The sequence below is a fragment of the Pseudomonas guineae genome (assembly GCF_900113745.1).
GTDB classification, from domain to species: domain Bacteria; phylum Pseudomonadota; class Gammaproteobacteria; order Pseudomonadales; family Pseudomonadaceae; genus Aquipseudomonas; species Aquipseudomonas guineae.
The window spans coordinates 171,633-194,587 of record NZ_FOQL01000002.1; the positions used below are offsets into that span (position 1 = coordinate 171,633).

Consider the following 22,955-nt stretch of genomic DNA (forward strand, 5'->3'; position numbering starts at 1 on the left):
GCGGTTAGGCACTGATAGCAGCTAGCTGCATGTTAGGTTGCGCCGCGACCTCGCCGATCACCAGAATGGCCGGGCTTTTCAATTGAAAATCGTGTGCGGCTTGCTGCATGGCCGAGAGGCTGCTGCGGCATTCACGCTGATGTGGCAGCGAGGCGTTTTCGATCATTGCCACTGGCATGTCGGCGCGCATGCCGCCGGCCAGCAGGCTTTCGCGAATTTCCGGTAGCTTGGCCACGCCCATATAGACCACCAAGGTGGTGCCGCTCTGGGCCAGGGCTGACCAGTTCAGGCTGCTGTCGTCCTGAGTATGCGCGGTAATCAAAGTGACGCCGCGGGCAACCCCACGCAGGGTCAGGGGGATACCGCAATTGGTAGCACCTGCAAGGCCTGCGGTGATGCCGTTGACCATTTCCACTTCGATGCCGTGTTCACTCAGCCAGTCGGCTTCTTCACTGCCACGTCCGAAGATGCAAGGGTCGCCGCCTTTCAGGCGTACCACGCATTTGCCCTGACGTGCATAACGCAGCATCAGGCGATGGATAAACGCCTGCGGGGTAGAACGGCAACCGCCGCGCTTGCCCACCGGTATTATCCGCGCGCCACTACAATGCTCCAGCACTGCCGGATTGACTAGGTCATCGATCATCACGATGTCGGCCTGATTCAGGGCTTTCACTGCCTTTATCGTCAGCAGATCGGGGTCACCTGGGCCTGCGCCTACCAACCAAACTTTTGCGCTCATTCTGATCTCCTCAGGCAGTTGTTGCGGTGGAAGCTGCGTGTGCTGCCAGCAGTCGTTTTATTTCCGGTACACAGGAGCCGCAGCTGGTACCGCATTTGAGTTCCTGCTTAAGACCAGCCACGTCCAGGCCCTGTGCAATGCCGGCGCACACAGCGTCTTCACTGACGTTTAGGCAGTTGCACAGGGTTTTGCTGGAGCCTGTGCTGTTAGCCGCGCCAGGTGGTGTCGACACAGGCGCGAGCAACCAGCGGCGTAAATCGGCATCCGCACTACCGGTTTCCCACAGGCCTTTGAGCCAATCGCGTGCTGCGGTCTCGCCGGCCAGGCGGATGGCGGTGATGCGTCCATCTTCGATGCGCACGCGCTTGCCCACCGCTTTGCGTGGGTCGTCATAAGCCAGTACTGGGCCCTCATGCAGACCTAGCAAGCGATCAATTTGCGCGAGTAGCTCGGCCTCAGGTGCCACGGCGCAGGCGGCGCGAATCAGCAGAGCGGGGCGCTCGCGTCCGGTCAACGTCAGGTTGGCGTAGGCGAAGTCTTCGAACCGCGGACGAAGTGCCTGGAAGCGTGTTTGCACCTCGCCTTCGACCAGGGCGAAGAACGTCCATGGCAGCTCGACTTTTTCCACTTCGACGCCGGCATGCTTGAGCTCTGGTTGCTTGGACAACGGATCGAATTCCGGTTGGGTCAGTACATTGGTGCCCAAGCCTTTAAGAAAACGATTGCCCCAATGCATCGGCAGGTAGGCCTGGCCGGAGCGTATCGAGTCATCGGCCTGCACCGGTACGATCAGGCTGCCACGCCGGCTGCGTACTTTGACCAGCTCACCATTGAGCAGACGACGCCGGCGCAGTTCGTCGGGGTGCATGCTCAATAAGGCTTCCGGCGCGTGGCCGAACAACAGAGCAGCCGAGCCGGTGCGGCTCATACCATGCCACTGGTCACGCAGTCGGCCGGTATTAAGGGTCAGCGAGTATCGCGTATCGCGTTTTTCCTTGGGCGCACGGTAAGGGTCGGCATGAAACTGCGCGCGTCCGCTTGGGGTTGGGAATTGGCCAACGCTATACAAGCGCGCCGTCCCTTCAGTAGCGCCGGCCGGGAACGGCCATTGCTGGGGACCTTGGTTATCCAGCAGCGCGTAGCTCAGCCCCGAGAGGTCGAGATCGCGATGGGTGGTCAGGTGTTTGTATTCTTCAAACAGTGCATTGGGGCTGGCGAAGTCGAACAGGCTGGGCAGGCCGGGGCGGAGCAGTTTTTCTAAACGGCGTGCGAAATCTGTGGTGATCGCCCAGTCTGGCCGTGCCTCAAATGGCGCAGGCACGGCACGGCGCACATGGCTGACGCGCCGCTCGGAGTTGGTCACCGTGCCTTCCTTTTCGCCCCAGCTGGCAGCGGGCAGGAGCAGGTCAGCGTAGTGGCAGGTCTCGGTGGTGAAGAAGGCTTCCTGCACCACCACGAATGGGCAGGTGGCGAGGGCTTCGTGCACTTTATTCTGGTCGGGCAGCGATTGCGCCGGGTTGGTACAGGCGATCCACAGGGCTTTGATCTTGCCAGCGTGTACCGCGTCGAACAGCTCGATGGCGGTTAATCCGCTGGTCTCCGGCAGCGTATCGACGCCCCAGTACTGCGCGACTTCTGCGCGATGCAAAGGGTCGGCGGCATCGCGATGGCCCGGCAGAAGGTTAGACAGGCTGCCGGTTTCGCGGCCACCCATGGCGTTCGGCTGGCCGGTTAGGGAGAAGGGTCCGGCGCCAGGCTTGCCAATCTGTCCGGTGGCCAGGTGCAGGTTGATCAGCGCGCTGTTCTTGGCGCTGCCGCTGCTCGACTGGTTGAGGCCCATGCACCACAGCGAAAGAAAGCTCGGTGCGCTGCCGATCATCTGCGCGCAAACCTGCAAGGTTTCCTGGCTGATGCCGCACAGTTCGCTGACCATCTGTGGGTTGTAATCGCGCACCAAGGTTTTTAGAGCATCGAAACCCTCGGTGTGCGCCTCGATATAGGCGCGGTCGATCCAGCCTTCCCACAGCAGGATATGCAGGATGCCATGGAACAACGCGACGTCGCTGCCCGGCAGGATCGCCACGTGCAGGTCGGCCAGGTCGCAGGTGTCGGTACGCCGTGGATCGATCACGATGACCTTCATCTGCGGGCGCTTGGCCTTGGCTTCTTCCAGGCGGCGGAACAATACCGGGTGGGCAAAGGCCATGTTGGAGCCTGCGATCAGCACGCAGTCGCTTTGTTCGATGTCCTCATAGTTGCAGGGCGGTGCGTCGGCCCCAAGGCTGCGCTTGTAGCCAACGACTGCCGAACTCATACACAGGCGCGAGTTGCTGTCGATATTGTTGGTACCGACCAGGGCGCGAGCCAGCTTGTTGAACGCGTAATAATCTTCGGTCAACAGCTGGCCCGATATATAGAACGCGACGCTGTCTGGGCCGTGTTCGCGGATGGTCTCAGTGAACACATTAGCCGCATGATCCAGGGCGTTGTCCCAGTCCGTGCGTGCTCGAGCCAAGCTCTTGCCCAGACGCAGTTCGGGGTATTGGCCGCGAGCATCGAGATCGCAGGTCAGGTGCAACGTCGCGCCTTTACTGCACAGCTTGCCAAAGTTGGCCGGGTGATCCGGATCACCCTTGACGTCGGTGATCGTCTCGCCGTCGTGTGCGATCAGCACGCCGCAGCCGACGCCGCAGTAGCAGCAGGTCGAGGCGGTGATGCGGGTCTCAGCGGTTACAGACATGGCGTGTGATTCCCAGAAGGCAAAGGGCGGGCGTCAGGCGCAGGCGGCTGGAGTGGCTACGTTCTGCAGGGCTATTAGCACGCGACCGTTTTCCACCTTGGCCTCATGCCGGTGGGCGCAGCCCTGGTCCGGGGCTACGGCTTCGCCGCTGTCCAGCTCGATTTGCCAGCTGTGCAGCGGGCAAGCCACGCGTTTGCCGTAGATCAGGCCCTGGGACAGCGGGCCGCCCTTGTGCGGGCAACGATCGTCGAGGGCGAAGACCTGGTCATCGGCGGTGCGGAAGATGGCGATATCACCCTTGGGCCCGGCGATGATGCGGGCACCCAGTGGGTTGATTTCATTCAGGTCGCAGATATCCAGCCAGTTCATGCGTGCGTCTCCAGTTCCAGCAATGCGATGCGGTCGAATTCTTTCTTCAGCTGCGGTTTGGCCAGCTGCTCCTTCCACGGGTCCTGCTCAAACGACAGCGAGAACAGCAGGCGCTCATGCAGGGCCTTGCGCTGCTCGGCATTCTCCAGCACGCCTTTCTTGATGTGTTCCATGCCAACGCGCTGCATGTAATGCACGGTGCGCTCTAGGTAGAAGGCTTCTTCGCGGTAGAGCTGGAGAAAGGCCAGGCTGTATTCCATGACGTCTTCGGCGGTCTTAACCTTGACGAAGAACTCACCAGCCTCGGTCTTGATCCCGCCGTTGCCGCCGATATACAGCTCCCAGCCGGAGTCGACGCCGATGATGCCGACGTCTTTGATGCCGGATTCTGCGCAGTTGCGCGGGCAACCGGAGACGGCCAGCTTGACCTTGTGCGGCGACCACATATTGAACAGCGCGTGCTCCAGGTCGATGCCCATCTGCGTCGAGTTCTGCGTGCCGAATCGGCAGAATTCGCTGCCGACGCAGGTCTTCACGGTGCGGATGGATTTGCCGTAGGCGTGGCCGGACGGCATGTCGAGGTCTTTCCAAACGCCGGGCAGGTCATCCTTCTTAATGCCCAGTAGGTCGATACGTTGACCGCCGGTGACCTTGACCATGGGCACATTGTATTTGTCGGCGACATCGGCGATGCGGCGCAGCTCCGAGGCGTTGGTGACGCCGCCCCACATGCGCGGCACCACCGAATAGGTGCCGTCTTTCTGGATGTTGGCGTGGGCGCGCTCGTTGATAAAGCGAGACTGCGGGTCGTCCTTGGCTTCGCCTGGCCAGGTGGAAATCAGGTAGTAGTTCAGTGCCGGGCGGCAGGTGGCGCAGCCGTTCGGCGTGCTCCAGTTGAGGAAGGTCATGGCGGCCGGGATGCTGATCAGGTGCTGTTCGCGGATCGCCTTGCGGATCTGCCCATGGTTGAGGTCGCTGCAGCCGCAGATGGCTTTTTCGCTCTTGGGCTTCACATCCGCCGCACCGCCGACGGTATTGATCAGGATCTGCTCAACCAAACCTGCGCAGGAACCGCAGGAGCTGGCGGCCTTGGTCTGCTTCTTGACATCGTCGACGCTGAACAACCCGTGTTCCTGAATAGCCTTGACGATGGCGCCTTTACACACACCGTTGCAGCCGCAGACTTCCATATCATCGGGCATCGACATGGCCTTGTTCTGGCCTTGATGGCCAGTGTCGCCAATGGCGTTTTCGCCGAACATCAGGTGATCGCGGATCTCACTGACGTTGTGGTTTTCGCGGATCTGGCGGAAATACCAGCCGCCGTCGGCGGTGTCGCCATAAAGGCAAGCACCAACCAGTACGTCGTCCTTGATCACCAGCTTCTTGTAGACGCCGCCGATGGGGTCAGAGAGGGTGATGGTTTCGGTGCCTTCCGCGCCCATAAATTCACCGGCGGAGAACAGGTCGATGCCAGTGACTTTTAGTTTGGTCGAGGTGACCGAGCCCTGATAGCGGGCGAAACCGAGTTGGGCCAGATGATTGGCGCAGACCTTGGCTTGTTCGAACAGCGGCGCCACCAGGCCGTAGGCGATGCCACGGTGGCTGGCGCATTCGCCGATGGCGTAGACCCGTGGATCGAAGGTTTGCAGGGTGTCGTTGACCAAGATGCCGCGGTTGCAGGCGATCCCGGATTGTTCTGCTAGGTCACTGTTGGGGCGGATGCCAGCTGCCATCACCACCAGGTCAGCGGGGATCACGTCACCGTCTTTAAACTTCACCGCGCAGACCCGACCTTCACCGTTGTCCAATAGTTCGGCGGTGAGCTTGGGCAGAAGGAACTTCAGGCCACGGTCTTCTAGCGATTGCTGCAGCAAACGTCCGGCAGTGGCATCAAGCTGGCGTTCCAGTAACCAATCACCCAAATGCACCACGGTGACCTCCATGCCGCGCAACTTGAGGCCGTTAGCCGCTTCCAGGCCAAGTAGGCCGCCGCCGATGACTACCGCATGCTTATGGGTCTTGGCGGTTTCCATCATCATCTGAGTGTCGGCGATGTCGCGGTAACCGATCACCCCGGCCAGGTCTTTGCCTGGAATCGGCAGGATAAAGGGGTTGGAGCCGGTAGCGATGAGCAGGCGGTCGTATTCGGCCGTTGTGCCGTCATCGGCTGTGACCAGGCGCTTTTTGCGGTCGATACTGACCACCTTGCGGTTGAGCATCAGCTGGATATTGTTTTCGGCATACCAGTTGAGGTCGTTGAGCACGATTTCTTCGAAGGTCTGCTCGCCGGCCAGCACAGGGGAAAGCAGGATGCGGTTGTAGTTCGGGTGCGGTTCGGCACCGAACACCGTAATGTCATAGAGATCGGGGGCGAGCTTGAGCAGCTCTTCTAGGGTGCGTACACCCGCCATACCGTTACCGACCATTACCAGCTTGAGTTTTTTCATGCCGGCCATCTCCTGAATAAAAAAACACGGAAAAATTGTCTGGAGCAATTTCTAACGTCGCTCCGCGACGGCTCGAAGATCGACCGCCAACGATGGCAGGCCATAAAAAAATGCTTGGAGCAATATTTAACGTCGCCTAGCGACGGCCCGAAGGGTGGCCGCCATGGATGGCAGGCCATAAAACAAAAAAGGCGTCCCGCTAGTCACCTAGCAGGACGCCTTTGTCCAAGTCCCGTTCTATCGGGAAGTGCAGCTTTCATCGTTGAAGGCTGTACCTTATTAATTGCTTAGGCTGTTGCAGGGTTTGTGCCAGCTTGTGTGTTTGATGTTTTTCTTTGCTTTTCAAGTACTTGTAATGTGATGGTTATATTTTTTCGCACCTTTTGAATGCATGTTGCGCTGCTTTGGTGCGTGATGGTGTCGGGTTATCGCAGTAGCACTACCAGCAGCACTAGGTTTAGTAGCAGCGAAAACAGTGCCACGCTGCGCCAAACCAATAGGGGTTCGCGCTCAAGCAGAGGCCGTGGGCGGCTGCTGAGCACATTGCGCTCTGCTTGTTCTAGCGTCAGCAACCATTCTTCTGCGGTTTCATAGCGTTGTTGGGGGGCAGCGCTAAGTGCGCGACTCAGGCTCTCTTCTACCCAGTTGGGTAGATCAGGCCGGTAGCGACTGGCCGGGATGGGTTGGCCAAAACGTGGATGTTGAAACGCTTCAATCTCACCGTAGGGGTAATGCCCTGTCAGCAGGTGATAAAGCGTGACGCCGGCACTGTAGAGGTCTTGCTGGGGGGTTGGCGCCACTCCGCTAAAAGCCTCGGGGGCAATATAGCTGGGAGTGCCGGGCAGCTCACAGGCCTCATCGCGGGTTAGGCCTGGGCAGTAGGCCAGGCCGAAGTCCAATACGCGCAGCTCGCCGTCATCGCCCCATAAGAGGTTTTCCGGTTTGATGTCGCGGTGCAGGATATTGCGCCGATGCAGCATGCCCAGAGCTTTGATTAGTCGTGGGGCAATATCCAGCCACTCCGGTAAGGCTAAGGGGCCACTTAGGCGTAGGTATTCGGCGAGGGTTTGCCCGGCGTATTCGCGCTGAACGTAATACAGGTGCTGACGCTGCGGCAGGGGATGCACTTCGGCGAAGAAGCGTCCGGCCACACGCCTTAGAAACCATTCTTCAAGCAACAGCGTTGGCCCTGCCTGGGGCTCATCGTTGCGGCTGGGCGGCAGGGTTTTCAGCAGCCAGCGCCGCGCTTGGGCATCGCGCACGCGATAGATCATTGATTGGCGGGATTCTGCCACCAGGCGTTCAATCTGCCAGCCTTCGAAGTGTTGGCCTTCGCGTAATTTTGCCGGCAACGGCCAGTGCTGCAGCTGGGCCAGGGTGTCCGCCAGATCGCTTTGCGCTAATGCCTCGACACGCAGCAGCAGGGCGCTGGCGTTGTCCTGACTGCCCGCAAGATGGGCGGCAGTGACCATGGCTCGGCTGGCTGCATGCAGGTCCTTTTCATCATGCAAGATACGCTGGATACCGGCGTCACCCAGGGTGGCCCATATACCGTCGCTGACCAGCACGAAACATTCGCCCTGGCGCAGTTCACCATCCAGATAATCCACCACCAAGTGCTGGTCCAGGCCCATGGCGCGTTTGAGCACATGCTGCATGCCCGGTTGCTCCCAGACATGGTCTTCACTTAAGCGATCAAGCGTACCGTTTAACCAGCGGTAGGCCCGGCAATCACCGACGTGAGCCAGGGTGAAACGTCGCCCGCGCAAGATCATCGCGCTGAGCGTGGTGAGCAGTGGCTGGCCGCCACCATTGGCTTGCAGCCAGCGGTTATGCGCAACCAGTACCCGATCCAGCGATTGGGTTACGGACCAGGTTTCCGGTGTGGAGTAATAATCCAGGGCTAGGGCCTGCAGCGTGGCGCGCGCCGCCAGACCGCCGTCAGCGCATTGGCTGACGCCATCGGCGAGGGCGAACAGATACCCCTTGCTCGCCGCCAGTGCTGGAGCCGGGGTGACTACGCGAATGGCATCCTGGTTCTCGCTACGTGGGCCGGTGGCGCTGGCTTCGCCGAAGGACAGTTGCAAGGCCATGCAGAGGTTCCTGGTGAGGCGGTTAAAGAAGCGCTGAGGCAATGGTTTGGCGTAGGGTGGATCGCACTTTACTGATCCACCGTTACTCCATGGTGGATGAAAAAGCGTCATCCACCCTGCATTCGTTCAGTTACACGCGGGCGGCAGTGACAGCAGCGCTGCCCCAAGTGGTGCGCCAGCGCTTTTTCACCCCATACAGGCCGAACCAGGCCAGCACGCCGAGGCTGGCGAACAGCCACAGACCCAGCTGGTAATCGCCAGTCTGCTGCTTGATGGTGCCAAGCCCCGCTGCGAGGAGGAAGCCGCCGATGCCGCCGGCCATGCCGATCAGGCCAGTCATTACGCCGATTTCTTTGCGAAAGCGCTGCGGCACCAACTGGAAGACAGCGCCGTTACCCGCGCCGAGACCGAGCATGGCGATGACGAACAGCGAGAGCGCTGCGGCCGAGCTGGACAGATTGAACCCCACTGCGGCAATGCTTAGCGAGGACAGGGTGTACATCATAAGCAACGAACGTATGCCGCCGATGCGGTCGGCCAAGGCGCCGCCGAATGGACGCAGCAGGCTACCGGCGCAGACGCAGGCGGCGGTGTAGTAACCGGCGGTCACCGGGTTGAGGCCGTACTGGTCGCTGAAATAACCGGGCAGGGCGCTGGCCAAGCCGATAAAGCCGCCGAAGGTCACGCTGTAGAAGAACATAAACCACCAGCTGTCGCGGTCGCCTAGGGCTTTCAGGTAGTCGGCTGCGGCTTTCGGCTTGGGACGCTCAGCCGAGTTCTTGGCCATAAAGGCGAAGACCAGCAGGGTGATCAATAGCGGGATCAGTGCCCAGCCGAACACATTCTGCCAGCCGAACAGCGCTGCCAGGCCGGGGGCGAACAGGGCGGCCAATACGGTGCCGGAATTGCCCGCACCGGCAATGCCCATGGCTTTGCCTTGGTGCTGCGGCGGATACCACTGCGAAGCCAGCGGCAGGGCTACGGCGAAGGCGGCACCGGCAAAACCAAGGAACAGGCCTAGCAACAAGGCGTGTTCATAGCTGCTGATGCCGATTTTCCAGGCGCTGAACAGCGCCACTATGACGATTACCTGGCCAATCAGGCCGGCAGTCTTGGGCGATAGGCGATCGGCCAGGAAGCCCATCAGCAAGCGCAACACAGCGCCTGCCAGAATCGGCGTAGCGACCATCAGGCCGCGCTGTTGGGCGGTCAGGTCGAGATCGGTGGCGATCTGCACGGCCAAGGGGCCAAGCAGGTACCAAACCATGAAACTCAAATCGAAATAAAGAAACGCGGCGAACAAGGTAGGGGTATGGCCGGATTTCCAGAAACTTGTATTCATCGAATACCTCATTCAGCAAAAAAAAGGGTCCCGATGGGCTGCGGTTCACCGTGGTCGTGGACACGGCTGCCGTAACCCACCGGGGAGGCGGTGTACTTGTGGTACGCCACCCTGGGGCCGAAGCCACAGCTGGGTTGAGAGAGTTACCAGCGCAAGCCCTGGATCACAGGGCGAGTACCGACCCCAAATGTTGGGGCGTTAAACGCAAAACGCCGCATAAACGCAGTGCCCTAGGGCGTGGTTTATGCGACGTCTTTGTCGTTTCTCGGGCAGCCGTCATTGGCTACTTGTGCGTGGTTCTTAGCAAGAGCTGCGCCAACTGAGCAAAGCCATGCATTACGTGGCTTGAACGTGGGCGCAAGATGAAGATCGTGCTGCAAAATGAGGCGCTGGGTAATGGGCTGCCCTTGAATGGGGCGCGATTGGTGATCCCGGTTCTGGCAAAACGGGCTGTGTTAAGGGCAAACCGTAATGAGCTTTATGCCGAGTGCTGCACCTGGCGCGGGTTAGTCTGGCGCATCAATGTGCAGTCAAGCGTGCTGCGGTCTGTTCACCTTTTGTGGCGTCGGCGCTTGTGCTCGACGCCTGGGTGGGTAGCGGAAGCGTCAGCAGGGCCAAAGCCAGAAGGTTGCTCAACAGCCCGCCGTGGCGGACATGGCGGCGCATGGTCGGCATAGCAATTCTCCTGCTCTTGTTGTTATGCCCAAGGCAAAGCAGAGGATGTGTCAGTTGTCACGGCGCTAGCTGAATACTTGAGCAATTAATCTCCAATCAGGCGATTTTGTCGCGGTTGTGCAGGATTAGGCGAAATATCGAGGGCTTCGCGCGGGTAAGTTCAGATTAGGGTTTTAGCCAATTGACCTTGCCGAATTTGCCGCTAAATGTGGCTGGCATCTGCACCACTTTGCCCAGTTTGTAGTTGAAGAATACGAAGCCAGATTTGGCCATGGCGACGAGCGAACCATCGACGGGACGCGTGATGCGAAAGGTGATATCGCCGCCATAGGGGTTGAAATCCATCACGCCAACCTCGAAAAGGAGTTGGTCGCGGGCGTGGGCTTCGGCGCGGTAGGTGGTGGCCAGGTCAGTGACGATGATGCCGGTGCCGTCTTCCTGTGTTTCCTCGACGCCGAACTCGAATAGAAAACGCGCCCGCGCTTCGGAAATCATCGAAATCATCGAGTCATTGCCCAAGTGGTTGGCCGCATTGATGTCAGTCACGCGCACCGTCAAATGCGTGTTGTAGCAGAACTGGTCTTCGGGGAATTCAAGGGTCAGGCGGGCCATGGACGAATCTCGTGTGAGCGTGAAAGGCATATGAGTTGGCGGCGCAATTGTACGCGGGCACACGGCCATATGGTGCCATGTTGCGAGCGAATCATACGCCGTGGCCTGCACGCTTAAAGGGTTGTGCTGCTAGCCCTTGAGCAAGGGAACGTTCTGGCTTATCAAGCTGGCGGTCATCAGATCTGCATAAAGAGTACTTTGTGTTTTTTGTGCACAAATAATCGGACAGCCAGCCCCGTAACTGACTGTCCGACTGTGGCGCCGGTTTAGGCAGCTGGGCGTAATTGTTTTTGGTAGAGAAACTCCAGCACCGCGGCGCGATACTCGTGGTAGCGCGCGTCGTGAGCCAGGGCGATGCGTTCACGCGGACGCTCCAGCGTCACCTGAAGAATCTCGCCAACACCGGCCGCCGGGCCGTTGCTCATCATCACAATGCGGTCGGACAGCAGCACCGCTTCGTCGACATCGTGAGTGATCATGATCACCGTGTTACCGAGGTCGGCGTGAATCTCCATCAGCGAGTCCTGCAAATGGGCACGGGTCAGTGCATCAAGGGCGCCGAAAGGTTCGTCCATCAACAGTACTTTGGGCTGCATGGCCAGGGCGCGGGCGATGCCAATACGTTGTTTCATTCCCCCGGAGATTTCGCTGGGGCGTTTGTCCTTGGCGTGCATCATGTGCACCAGTTGCAAGTTGTGCTCAATCCACTCACGCATTTCACGGCGTGTTTTCTTACCCTGGAAAACCTGGCGCACGGCCAATTCGACGTTCTGATAGCAGGTCAGCCAAGGCAGCAAGCTGTGGTTCTGGAACACCACAGCACGCTCCGGCCCTGGTTCATTGACTTCGCGGCCATCGAGGATTACGCCACCAGTGGTGGCCTGATGGAGGCCCGCCACAATATTCAACACGGTGGATTTACCGCAGCCGGAATGGCCGATCAAGGAGACAAATTCGCCCTTGTCGATTTTCAGGTTTACGTTCTGCAGTGCGCAGTAAAGGCCCTTGTCGGTGGGGAAGCTGATACCAACGCCGGTGAGTTCAAGGTGTGCATGGTTCATGTCAGACTCCTGAGTGTGGCTTAGCGCAGGTCAGCGTTTTTGTCCCAGCTAACACGGCGCTGGAGCATAAGCATAAGGCGGTCGAGGACGAAGCCGATCAGGCCGATGACAACCACCGCGACCATAATCCGACCCAGTGAGTTAGAACTGCCATTCTGAAACTCATCCCAGATAAATTTCCCCAGGCCTGGGTTTTGCGCGAGCATTTCAGCTGCGATCAACACCATCCAGCCAGTGGCGAGCGATAACCGCAGGCCGGTGAAAATCATCGGAATAGCGGCCGGTAAGACAATCCGGCGAACATGGCGCATCGGGGAGAGGCTCAGCACGCGGCTGACGTTCTGCAGGTCTTTATCCAAGTTGGCGACCCCGACGGTGGTGTTGATCACAGTCGGCCACAAGCAGCACAACGCGACCGTGACCGCAGAGGTGACGAAGGATTTGGCGAACAGCGGGTCGGTGCTGGTATAGACGGCGCTGACCACCATGGTCACCAGGGGTAACCATGCCAGTGGTGATACCGGCTTAAAAATCTGGATCAACGGGTTGATCGCGTTATAAATGGGCTTGCTCAGGCCGCAGACAATCCCCAGCGGAATCGCCAACAGTGACGCGATAACAAAGCCGGTCATAACGGTGTACAGGCTGGTGAGTATCTGCTTGAAGAAGGTCGGCTTGCCTGTATAAGGACGAATGCTGACCTCGGCCTCAGGGTTTTTGGCGAGCTTATCGGCGTTTCGCTGTTCTTGGCGCTGGTAGAACGCCTCGGCTTTTAGCTGTTCACGTTGGTGTTCCTTAACCAGGCCGACGAACTGAGTGGCCACCTGTGTTGGGCCGGGGAACTTGCCGAGGCTGGTGTTGATACTGCCGGCAGCAATCTGCCAGAACAGAAGAAAGACCAGTACACCAATTATCGGCAGCAACAGGTTCGGCAACCAGCGTACAAGGGCTATGCGGCTGGCAGATTTAAGGGTGTCTTGAATGGGTTGTGCCGCAGCGGGATTGCTCATTGTCATGTCCTCGATACAGAGGGGGCGAATCGTTCGCCCCCTAAGGCAATGGCGAATTTAGAGCTCGGTATCGGCTTTCAGACCAATCTTGAACTGGTTGATGTAGGCGTTGGGCTTGCGTCCGTCGTAGGTCAGGCCATCGATAAACTCATTGGTCGGCGCGCGAAAGCCTTCTTCGTTGGCTGGCGGGAAGTCCGCAGCTTTGGCCTTGCCTTCGGCAATTAGCTCATCCGCGGCGCTGCGATACACCGCCGGCAGATACACCTGCTTGGCAATGTCGAAGTACCAGCTATCCGGTTTGACATCGCCAACTTGGCCCCAGCGACGCATCTGCGTCAGGTACCAGATGGCGTCGGAGTAGTAGGGGTACGTGGCGTTGTAGCGGAAGAACACGTTGAAATCCGGTACGTCGCGAATATCACCTTTTTCGTATTCGAAGGTGCCAGTCATCGAGTTGGCAATTACCTTGGCATCTGCGCCGACGTATTCAGGACGCGAAAGAATCTGTACGGCTTCAGCGCGGTTGGCATTGTTGTTTTCATCCAGCCACATGCCGGCGCGTATAAGAGCCTTGATCAGGCGCTTGTGGGTTTCCGGGTTGGCGTCAGCCCAGCCTTTGGAAACGCCAAGCACTTTTTCCGGATTGTTCTTCCATATCTCGTAGTCGGTGATAACCGGAACGCCGATACCCTTGAACACAGCGGCCTGGTTCCAAGGTTCACCCACGCTATAACCATCGATGGTGCCGGCTTCGAGGGTGGCCGGCATTTGCGGTGGTGGTGTTACCGAAAGCAGGACGTCGGCATTCAGCGTGCCGGTAATATCGCCCTTGGCCGGTGCATAGAAACCAGGGCTGATACCACCCGCGGCCAGCCAGTAGCGCAGCTCATAGTTGTGGGTGGAAACCGGGAAGACCATGCCCAGGTTGAAGGGCTTGCCTTTGGCTTTGTACTGCTCAATCACCGGCTTCAGAGCGTCGGCCTTGATTGGGTGCACCGGCTTGCCGTTTTCCATCGGCACATGTTTCTTCATTTCCTCCCACACGGCATTGGACATGGTGATGCCGTTGCCGTTGAGGTCCATGGAAAAGGCGGTGACGATGTCGGCCTTGGTGCCGAAGCCGATGGTGGCGCCTAAAGGCTGGCCTGCAAGCATGTGGGCACCGTCGAGTTCGCCGGTGATCACGCGGTCCAGCAACACCTTCCAGTTGGCCTGCGCCTCCAAAGTGACGTAGAGGCCTTCATCTTCGAAGAAGCCCTTTTCGTAAGCGATGGCCAGCGGTGCCATATCGGTGAGCTTGATAAAGCCGAGTTTGAGTTCGTCTTTTTCCAATTCGGCAGCGAGGCTTATCTGCAGGCTTAGCGGGTTGAGTAACAGCGCAGCGGCACAGCCGAAGCCAACCAAGGTTTTTTTCAGTAACGAACGGCGAGCATTGAAATGACGCATGGTGATTCCTCAAGTCTCAGAAACGAAAAAAGACGTCAACGGTCAACGCTGCCAGCTAGGACAGGTTGCCTTTGACGTCTTTGTCTATTCGTCCCGATCACCGCCGTTGGCGATCTGAAGACGGGTGTAAGGTCTTGAGAGGGTCAGTGCAAGGGGCTTGCCAGCTTTGTAAGGTGCCACACGTGCTATTGCATATAGGTCCTAAAGAGACCTCTATTGATTCTCGGATAGTTGATTAAACTTATTTAAATACAAGTCGTTAGGATCGAAACCTAATTATTTTTTTAGTTATTGAATAAATACCTGATCCGTTACTCAACGCTTATCTGCCAGCTCAAACGGGCACCATCGCGAACCATAGTCGTGCAGCTAAGCGCATGCTTGAACGCTTTTGGTTCGCTGGGTTTGGGTGCGAGGGCGACGCTGCGCATCACCTCATTTAGCTAGCGTCTTCATACACGGGCTGTGTAGGCGCACTGCTCGCTGCAGCGTTACTGCGCAGCGGGTCGGCGCTGCGCTTCTTCGGTGAACTCCTTTAGCCAGCGCAGCACCTCAACTGCTTCCCAGCGCGTGGGGTCAAACATGGCGTAGGCCAGGCCCTGGTAACCGACCACATCCAACTGGCGGTGATACCCGGCACGCTGCAGTAAAGCTTCGATCTCCGCAAAGCAGGTGTTGAAGTGCACCCGGTTAAACGGTGTTTTGCCCTCGGTGACGATACCTTCAAGCTGCAATTCATTGACGGTGACCCGGACTTTTTCCAGGGGCATGCGGTTTACGCTGTGTTTCAACTGCAGTACGTCGAGCATCTGGATACTCCTGTTAACCCCTTGTATGGGCCGTATTCAGGGTTGCGTGGTTGGCTGGGTGACGTGGCCAATGGTAACTGAAAAGCACTGTACAAATAAACAGTATTCGATAATAGTAAGTCCATGGCCTTAGTCGGCACCCACTCGATTACGCCCGTCATTCGTGCGAAAGCGAGTGGCGACAGGCACTGCAAAGGAGTCACTGACAATGCAACAGATGCTCATGACAATTGTGCTGTTCAGCCTTTTGGCCGGCTGTGCGCAACCGCAGCTTGATCAACCCAAAGCCAATGGCACCTATTTGGTGATCGAGAACAGCCAGGCCTGGGCCGTACTTGTATTCGACGGCATGCGTGTCGAAGAGCGTGGCACGGTGGTGGATGTGATCAAGCAACCTAATCAGGGCTCTGCTGTCGCGGCCAGTTATGTGATCGATACAGCTAACTGCGGGCGTGTGCAGTGGTTGAGCGAACGCTCGGATGCGGCCGATGGCCTAACCAATCGGATGTCGCTGCACAGCAGTAGCCAGCTGGGACAACGCGACTGTGTGATTACTGATGGCCTGAGCCGGGTGTGGACAGTGCTGGATTATTCGGGCTGAAGCGTCAGAGGGCACCCTTAGGTGCCCTCCGTGTGATTACTCGCTGTCTGCCTTGGCCTTGTGCCCGGGTAACACGCCATCAGCGCGGAACATGCTCTTAATCCCGCGAATCGCCTGGCGGGTGCGATCCTGGTTTTCGATCAGGGCAAAGCGCACATGGTCATCGCCGTAATCACCGAAGCCAATGCCTGGGGAGACGCAGACCTTGGCTTCCAGCAGCAGCTTCTTCGCGAACTCCAGAGAGCCGAGATGAGCGTATTGCTGAGGGATTTTGGCCCAGACATACATCGAGGCTTTCGGGTTCTCAACCATCCAGCCCAGTTCATGTAGGCCCTTGACCAGCAAGTTGCGACGTTGGCGGTACTGCTCGGCGATATCGCGCACGCATTGCTGGTCGCCTTCCAGTGCCGCGATGGCCGCTACTTGCAGTGGGGTGAAGGTGCCATAGTCGTGGTAGCTCTTGATCCGCGCCAGAGCGTTTACCAGTTCCTTATTGCCAACCATAAAGCCGATGCGCCAACCGGCCATGTTGTAGCTTTTAGACAGGGTGAAAAACTCCACGGCGATGTCCTTGGCACCCGGCACCTGCATGATCGACGGGGCTTTCCAGCCGTCGTAGACGATATCGGCGTAGGCCAGGTCGTGGATCACCAGTACGTCATATTGCTTGGCCAGTGCCACCACGCGCTCGAAGAAATCCAGCTCCACGCATTGTGCGGTGGGGTTGGAGGGGAAGCCGAGGATCATCATCTTTGGCTTAGGAATCGACTCGCGAATCGCGCGCTCCAGCTCGGCGAAGAAATCCACGCCGGGAATCAGCGGCACCGAACGCACCTGAGCGCCGGCGATCACTGCGCCATAGATATGAATGGGATAGCTGGGGTTGGGCACCAGCACCGTATCGCCATGGTCCAGAGTAGCGAGCATCAGGTGGGCCAGGCCTTCCTTGGAGCCGATGGTGACAATGGCTTCGCTTTCCGGATCAATCTCGACCGCATAACGGTCTTTATACCAGCGCGATATAGCGCGGCGCAGACGCGGAATGCCGCGCGAGGTGGAGTAGCCATGGGTATCTTCACGCTGGGCGACCTGCACCAGTTTTTCAACGATGTGCGGCGGCGTGGGGCCATCCGGGTTGCCCATGCTGAAATCAATGATGTCCTCGCCACGGCGGCGCGCGGCCATCTTCAGCTCGGCAGTGATGTTAAACACGTAAGGGGGGAGTCGATCGATGCGCGCAAAGCGGCGCGGCGGACGTGAGTCAGTCATGTCTATCTCGCAAACGTAAGCGCCCGGAACCGTCCGAGCGACGTTGGCCAGTGCGCTGGCCAGATGGCGAAGATAAGCGGCGCGCCAGCCCGCTGTCTAGAGCAGTTGCCGGCAAATTTTGCAGCACAGCTGCAGGAACGCGCGGTACCTGCAGGCCGCCCGACCTATCGCCTGCAAGTCTCTTTAACTGCCAAGCATGTCATGCATGGCGATGATCTGTTCAGCGACTTGCGCCAGTTTCTGCTGGCGGCTCATGGCCTGGCGGCGCATCAAGGTGTAGGCCTGTTCCTCATCGCAGCTTTTCATCTTCATCAACAAACCCTTGGCCAACTCAATGCGCTTACGTTCAGCCAACTGTGCATCGCGCGCCTGCAACTGAGCGCGCAGTGCCTGGTCGCTTTCGAAGCGAGCCATGGCCACATCAAGGATCGGCTGCAGGCGCTGGGCGTGAATACCCTCGACAATATAGGCGCTGACGCCGCTTTGAATCGCCTGGCGCATAACGCCTGGGTCATGCTCGTCAGTGAACATCACAATCGGGCGCGGCTGGTCGCGGCTGACCAGCACCACCTGCTCCATCACATCGCGGCTGGGTGATTCGGTATCGATCAGAATCACATCAGGACGAACCGCCTCGACGCGCTCGGGCAAGTCGATGGTCAGTCCTGACTCATCAATCACCTCAAAGCCGGCCTCAATAAGTGCCGCTTTGAGGCGTCCAACTTTTTTTGGTGTGTCATTGATCAGCAGAATGCGCAGCATATTAGCGACTCTCCTGTTGGGCGCTGATCGGCGCATCAACCATGGCGTGCAGGGCAAAGCTGCGGGCATAGCCGGCCGGATCGTCGCCGTCCCAAATCTGGCCATCGAGCAATTGGCTGCTGCGCATCTCGCTCGGTACGGAGATACCGAGCGACTCGGCAGCCTGTCGATAAAGGTCGAGTTGTTGCACTCGTCGAGCGATGGCCAGGTAGTCCGGGTCGTCGCGCAGCAGGCCCCAGCGGCGAAACTGGGTCATAAACCACATGCCATCAGACAGGTAAGGCTGATTCACTTCACCGCCGGCATGAAAGCGCAATGGGTGTGCGTCTTGCCAGGCATGGCCGAGACCGTCTTGGTAATGGCCAAGAAAGCGCGGCTGGATAGCCGAGAGTGGTGCGTCGACATACTCGCTGCCACTGAGCAGTTGAGCCGCGCTGCGTCGGTTTTCTTCACTCTCATCGATAAACCGACTGGCTTCCAGCACCGCCATGATCAAGGCTCGAGCACTGTTGGGGTGCTGCTCGGCAAATTGATGTGTGCAAGCCAAGACTTTCTCCGGGTGATCGGGCCATATCGCCTGGCTGGTGGTCAGGGTGCAGCCCATTTGTTCATCCACCGCCTGGGCGCTCCAGGGCTCGCCAACACAGAAACCATCGATGCGCCGTGCCTTGAGGTGGGCAAGCATTTGCGGCGGCGGCACGACGACGCTGTCGACATCTGTCAGCGGGTGAATGCCTTGACTGGCCAGCCAGTAATTCAGCCACATGGCGTGTGTACCGGTGGGGAAGGTCTGGGCGAATATTAATTTTGCGCCAGACTGGTGCGCGCGTTGCGCCAGTGCGCTAGCAGTGCTCACGCCGGCAGCTTGCAGCGCTGGCGATAGGTTAATGCTCTGGCCGTTCTGGTTAAGGCCCATCAGCACGGCCATATCAGTGGCTGGCGCACCGCCGAGTCCCAATTGCACACCGTAGACCAGCCCGTAGAGGCTATGAGCGGCGTCCAACTCGCCGCTCAGTAATTTGTCGCGCAAAGTGGCCCAGGAGGCTTGGCGTTGCAGATTGAGGGTCAGCCCATGCTTCTCGGCAAAGCCTTGGGTAGCTGCGACGATGATGGAGGCGGCGTCGGTGAGGGCCATAAAACCGATCTTCAGAACTGGCTTTTCTGGCGCAGCGCTACGGCTGATGTCGTGCTCATTCATGGTGCTTTTCCTATGCCCGCACAAAAAAGTGCCGTACCGAGCGCCGAATTCAGTCTGCGATCAGAACGACACCATTGTCTATTTAAGCCGTTTCCGCCTTTGGAAACACTCTATGCCTCAAGTCAAAGCAAGCCATATGCCATGTGCTTGGCAGGACCCAGTGAGTCAGACAATAAAAAGCCCCGCACAAGGCAGGGCTTTTCTTTAACGTGCAACGCGATGCGTTGTTTCGTCAGGCTTGAACGACCGGGATGTTGGCGTTCGCAGCAGCTTCACGGAACTCGGCGATCTGGTCGAAGCTCAGGTAGCGGTATACGTCCGCCGCCATGGTGTCGATTTCCTTCGCGTAGACCATGTACTCCTCAACACTCGGCAGTTTGCCGGTGATTGCAGCAACCGCCGCCAGCTCAGCCGAAGCCAGGTAGACGTTGGCACCATCACCCAGACGGTTGGGGAAGTTACGGGTTGATGTGGATACCACGGTGGAGTTCGGTTCAACGCGCGCCTGGTTACCCATGCACAGCGAGCAACCTGGCATTTCCAAACGTGCGCCAGCTTTACCGTAGATGCCGTAGTAGCCTTCCTCGGTCAGCTGATGCTGGTCCATCTTGGTTGGCGGCGACAGCCACAGGCGAGTCGGCAGCGAACCTTCGACTTTTTCCAGCAGCTTACCGGCGGCGCGGAAGTGACCGATGTTGGTCATGCACGAACCGATGAACACTTCGTCGATCTTCTCACCGGCAACGCTCGACAGCAGACGAGCATCGTCTGGGTCGTTCGGGGCGCAGAGAACTGGCTCGTTAATGTCGGCCAGATCGATTTCGATGATTTCGGCGTACTCAGCGTCTTTGTCAGCCGTCATCAGCTTAGGCTCAGCCAACCACGCTTCCATCGCTTGCGCACGGCGTTCCATGGTGCGTGCATCGCCGTAGCCTTCACTGATCATCCAGCGCAGCAGGGTGATGTTCGAACGCAGGTACTCGGAGATCGCTTTTTCCGGCAGCTTGATGGTGCAACCAGCAGCCGAGCGCTCAGCGGAGGCGTCGGACAGCTCGAACGCTTGCTCAACCGTCAACTCGTCGAGGCCTTCGATTTCGAGGATGCGGCCGGAGAAGGCGTTAACTTTGCCCTTCTTCTCAACAGTCAGAAGGCCTTTCTGGATGGCGGCGTAAGGAATGGCATGGACCAGGTCACGCAGGGTGATGCCGGGCTGCAGCTTACCTTTGAAGCGCACCAAGATAGACTCTGGCATATCCAGCGGCATCACGCCGGTGGCAGCGGCGAACGCTACCAGGCCGGAACCGGCTGGGAACGAAATGCCCATCGGGAAACGGGTGTGCGAGTCACCACCGGTACCGACGGTATCCGGCAGCAGCATGCGGTTCAACCAGCTGTGGATGATGCCGTCGCCTGGACGCAAAGACACGCCGCCACGGGTGCGGATGAAATCCGGCAGGGTGTGGTGGGTGGTGACATCGATTGGCTTCGGGTACGCCGCGGTGTGGCAGAACGACTGCATCACCAGATCAGCGGAGAAGCCTAGGCATGCCAGGTCTTTCAGCTCGTCACGGGTCATCGGGCCGGTGGTGTCCTGGGAGCCGACGGTAGTCATCTTCGGTTCGCAGTAGGTGCCAGGACGTACGCCTTGACCTTCGGCCAGGCCGCAGGCCTTACCAACCATCTTCTGCGCCAGGGTGAAACCCTTGGTGCTAGCAGCAGGCGGCTCAGGCAGCTTGAACAGATCGGTTGGGCCCAGGCCCAGCTCGGCACGGGCTTTCTCGGTCAAACCGCGACCGATGATCAGCGGGATACGGCCGCCTGCGCGCACTTCGTCAAGCAGAACCGGCGTCTTCATTTCGAAGGTAGTGAGGACTTCGTCGGTACCGTGCTTGCAGACTTTGCCGGCATGCGGGTACAGGTCGATCACGTCGCCCATGTGCATGTTCGACACGTCGAATTCGATTGGCAGAGCGCCAGCATCTTCCATGGTGTTGTAGAAGATTGGAGCGATCTTGCTGCCGAAGCAGAAGCCGCCAGCGCGCTTGTTAGGCACGTTCGGGATGTCGTCGCCGAAGAACCACAGCACCGAGTTGGTGGCGGATTTACGCGAGGAGCCGGTACCGACAACGTCACCCACGTAAGCGATCGGGAAACCTTCGCCACGCATGGTTTCAATTTGCTGCATAGGGCCAGTCACGCCTTGCTCGTCCGGCACGATGCCATCACGGGCCATTTTCAACATGGCTAGGGCGTGCAACGGGATGTCCGGGCGCGACCAAGCATCAGGCGCAGGGGACAGATCATCGGTGTTGGTTTCGCCGGTGACCTTGAATACGCGCAGGCTGATCTTGTCTGCCAGAGTCGGGCGGTTCTTGAACCACTCGCCGTCAGCCCAGGATTGCATCACACCTTTAGCGTGAGCATTGCCATTTTTGGCTTTTTCAGCAACGTCGTGGAAGGCGTCGAACATCAGCAGGGTGTGCTTCAGCTGTTCGGCGGTCACGCCAGCCAGTGCGCTGTCATCAAGCAGCTCAACCAGAGTGACGATGTTGTAACCGCCCTGCATGGTGCCCAGCAGTTCAACAGCGTGTTGCGTGCTGATTAGCGGGGAAGTGGCTTCGCCTTTGGCAACGGCAGAGAGGAAACCGGCTTTAACGTAGGCGGCTTCATCGACACCTGGCGGTACGCGGTTGGTGATCAGGTCGAGCAGAAAAGCTTCTTCGCCGGCTGGCGGGGATTTCAGCAGCTCGATCAGGCCTGCGGTTTGTTCGGCGTTCAGCGGCTGGGGCACGATACCCTGAGCGGCACGCTCTGCTACATGTTTGCGGTAGGCTTCAAGCACAGTTATTACCCTCATCAGTGGTCCCATAGGCGTGTCCGGGACGCGATCCAGATAAGCAACAAACCAAGCGCTTTGTGGCTTTATGGGCCGCTTAGCCGAGGTTTCGCTGCTTTCTTGCAGAAGCTGTTTTCAAAGTTTTACGCCGGCAGGACGGGTTGGATGAGGGCTGGTGACGCCCCTTGAAGGGTTGCTCAAGGGCCGGCACCAACATCGAACCTGCAGGATTGACTGTGCTCGTGACGCTTTGAAAACAGCTTCCAACGGACATTGCTGCCTATAAAAGGCCGGCTGATTCTACTGGAAAGCTTTCATAAAGTTAAGCCAAAGGCCCCGCTTATATAGGGGTGATCTGCCTTAGACAAAGGGCTAAGATGCCAGCCTGTCCGCCAGTAGCTATGCCTCTCCTTATGTCCAATCAGCGTATCAAAACCCCTTGTGTCGGCTTGTGCTCCACTGTTTATGGCGATTTGGTCTGCCGTGGCTGCAAGCGCTTTCACCATGAGGTGATCAACTGGAATGGTTATAACGACGAGGAAAAGCGCGCGGTATGGCTGCGCCTTGAGGTGCTATTGGTGCAGGTGATGGCGGCCAAACTGGAAGTTTTCGATGCTGATCGCCTGCGCTTGCAGCTGGAGCAGCGCAAGATCCGTTTTGTCCCCCAGCAATCCCCTTATTGCTGGGCTTACCAGTTGATTGCCCGTGGTGCGCGGGTCATCAGCCAGTTGAATGCTTATGGCATGGTGCTGCTGCCGGAGTTTCGTGAGTGGAGCCTGCCGGAATTACGCGATGCGATTGATCGTGAGTTCTTTTTATTGTCGGAGGCGCACTACCAGCGCTATATCGCTCCACAATTTCTACGCGATGGTTTGCACGTCAACGATTAGTCCTTGGCGTAAACAACAAAGCCGCTCTTGTATGGGCGGCTTTGTAGGCT

The 22,955-nt window shown here is 58.4% G+C and carries 17 protein-coding genes; 2 read left to right on the forward strand and 15 right to left on the reverse strand.

What is annotated here, in order from left to right; translation table 11 throughout:
• Positions 1 to 4: 4 nt before the first annotated feature.
• The 11 genes from cobA to BMZ32_RS09725 form a co-directional block, all read right to left on the reverse strand.
• On the reverse strand, positions 5 to 742 hold the full coding sequence (cobA, locus tag BMZ32_RS09675) for a uroporphyrinogen-III C-methyltransferase (protein ID WP_090241768.1): 738 nt from the start codon (positions 740 to 742) through the stop codon (positions 5 to 7).
• 10 nt (positions 743 to 752) lie between these two features.
• Positions 753 to 3,482 carry a nitrate reductase gene (locus BMZ32_RS09680; RefSeq protein WP_090241769.1) on the reverse strand — a complete coding sequence of 910 codons (2,730 nt, stop codon included), beginning with the start codon at positions 3,480 to 3,482 and terminating at the stop codon, positions 753 to 755.
• Between the two features lie 33 nt (positions 3,483 to 3,515).
• A complete protein-coding gene (gene nirD, locus BMZ32_RS09685) occupies positions 3,516 to 3,851 on the reverse strand; it encodes a nitrite reductase small subunit NirD (RefSeq protein ID WP_090241770.1) in 336 nt (111 codons plus the stop codon).
• A complete protein-coding gene (gene nirB, locus BMZ32_RS09690) occupies positions 3,848 to 6,301 on the reverse strand; it encodes a nitrite reductase large subunit NirB (protein ID WP_090241771.1) in 2,454 nt (817 codons plus the stop codon). The genes nirD and nirB overlap by 4 nt, the downstream gene beginning before the upstream one ends.
• Positions 6,302 to 6,726: 425 nt before the next feature.
• Positions 6,727 to 8,394 (reverse strand): bifunctional protein-serine/threonine kinase/phosphatase, encoded by a 1,668-nt coding sequence (locus BMZ32_RS09695; protein ID WP_090241772.1) that lies wholly within the window; start codon positions 8,392 to 8,394, stop codon positions 6,727 to 6,729.
• 130 nt (positions 8,395 to 8,524) lie between these two features.
• Positions 8,525 to 9,736, reverse strand: coding sequence for a nitrate/nitrite transporter (locus tag BMZ32_RS09700; protein WP_090241773.1), 1,212 nt, complete (start codon positions 9,734 to 9,736; stop codon positions 8,525 to 8,527).
• Between the two features lie 840 nt (positions 9,737 to 10,576).
• Positions 10,577 to 11,023 carry a thioesterase family protein gene (locus BMZ32_RS09705; RefSeq protein WP_090241774.1) on the reverse strand — a complete coding sequence of 149 codons (447 nt, stop codon included), beginning with the start codon at positions 11,021 to 11,023 and terminating at the stop codon, positions 10,577 to 10,579.
• 266 nt (positions 11,024 to 11,289) lie between these two features.
• On the reverse strand, positions 11,290 to 12,084 hold the full coding sequence (locus BMZ32_RS09710) for an ABC transporter ATP-binding protein (RefSeq protein WP_090241775.1): 795 nt from the start codon (positions 12,082 to 12,084) through the stop codon (positions 11,290 to 11,292).
• 20 nt (positions 12,085 to 12,104) lie between these two features.
• On the reverse strand, positions 12,105 to 13,094 hold the full coding sequence (locus BMZ32_RS09715) for an ABC transporter permease (protein ID WP_090241776.1): 990 nt from the start codon (positions 13,092 to 13,094) through the stop codon (positions 12,105 to 12,107).
• Positions 13,095 to 13,151: 57 nt separating this feature from the next.
• Positions 13,152 to 14,540, reverse strand: a complete 1,389-nt coding sequence (locus BMZ32_RS09720) for a CmpA/NrtA family ABC transporter substrate-binding protein (RefSeq protein ID WP_090241777.1) — start codon at positions 14,538 to 14,540, stop codon at positions 13,152 to 13,154.
• 491 nt (positions 14,541 to 15,031) lie between these two features.
• Positions 15,032 to 15,349: a transcriptional regulator gene (locus tag BMZ32_RS09725; RefSeq protein WP_090241778.1), complete on the reverse strand. Its 318-nt coding sequence runs from the start codon at positions 15,347 to 15,349 to the stop codon at positions 15,032 to 15,034.
• 208 nt (positions 15,350 to 15,557) lie between these two features.
• Here BMZ32_RS09725 and BMZ32_RS09730 point away from each other — a divergent pair, with 208 nt between their 5' ends.
• Complete coding sequence (locus BMZ32_RS09730; protein WP_090241779.1) at positions 15,558 to 15,950, forward strand: hypothetical protein; 393 nt, start codon at positions 15,558 to 15,560, stop codon at positions 15,948 to 15,950.
• Between the two features lie 36 nt (positions 15,951 to 15,986).
• Here the strand turns inward: BMZ32_RS09730 and alaC are convergent, their stop codons facing one another.
• The 4 genes from alaC to acnB all read right to left on the reverse strand — a co-directional run bounded on the left by alaC (position 15,987) and on the right by acnB (position 22,021).
• Positions 15,987 to 17,219 carry an alanine transaminase gene (gene alaC, locus BMZ32_RS09735; protein ID WP_090241780.1) on the reverse strand — a complete coding sequence of 411 codons (1,233 nt, stop codon included), beginning with the start codon at positions 17,217 to 17,219 and terminating at the stop codon, positions 15,987 to 15,989.
• A 183-nt stretch (positions 17,220 to 17,402) separates the two neighbouring features.
• Complete coding sequence (locus BMZ32_RS09740) at positions 17,403 to 17,981, reverse strand: ANTAR domain-containing response regulator (protein ID WP_090241781.1); 579 nt, start codon at positions 17,979 to 17,981, stop codon at positions 17,403 to 17,405.
• A gap of 1 nt (position 17,982) precedes the next feature.
• Positions 17,983 to 19,179: a CmpA/NrtA family ABC transporter substrate-binding protein gene (locus BMZ32_RS09745; protein ID WP_090241782.1), complete on the reverse strand. Its 1,197-nt coding sequence runs from the start codon at positions 19,177 to 19,179 to the stop codon at positions 17,983 to 17,985.
• A 232-nt stretch (positions 19,180 to 19,411) separates the two neighbouring features.
• The gene (gene acnB, locus BMZ32_RS09750) at positions 19,412 to 22,021 is read right to left on the reverse strand and encodes a bifunctional aconitate hydratase 2/2-methylisocitrate dehydratase (protein ID WP_090241783.1); all 2,610 of its coding nucleotides are present in this window, start codon (positions 22,019 to 22,021) and stop codon (positions 19,412 to 19,414) included.
• Between the two features lie 407 nt (positions 22,022 to 22,428).
• Here acnB and BMZ32_RS09755 point away from each other — a divergent pair, with 407 nt between their 5' ends.
• Positions 22,429 to 22,905, forward strand: a complete 477-nt coding sequence (locus BMZ32_RS09755) for a DUF1289 domain-containing protein (protein WP_090241784.1) — start codon at positions 22,429 to 22,431, stop codon at positions 22,903 to 22,905.
• The last annotated feature ends 50 nt before the right edge of the window (positions 22,906 to 22,955 follow it).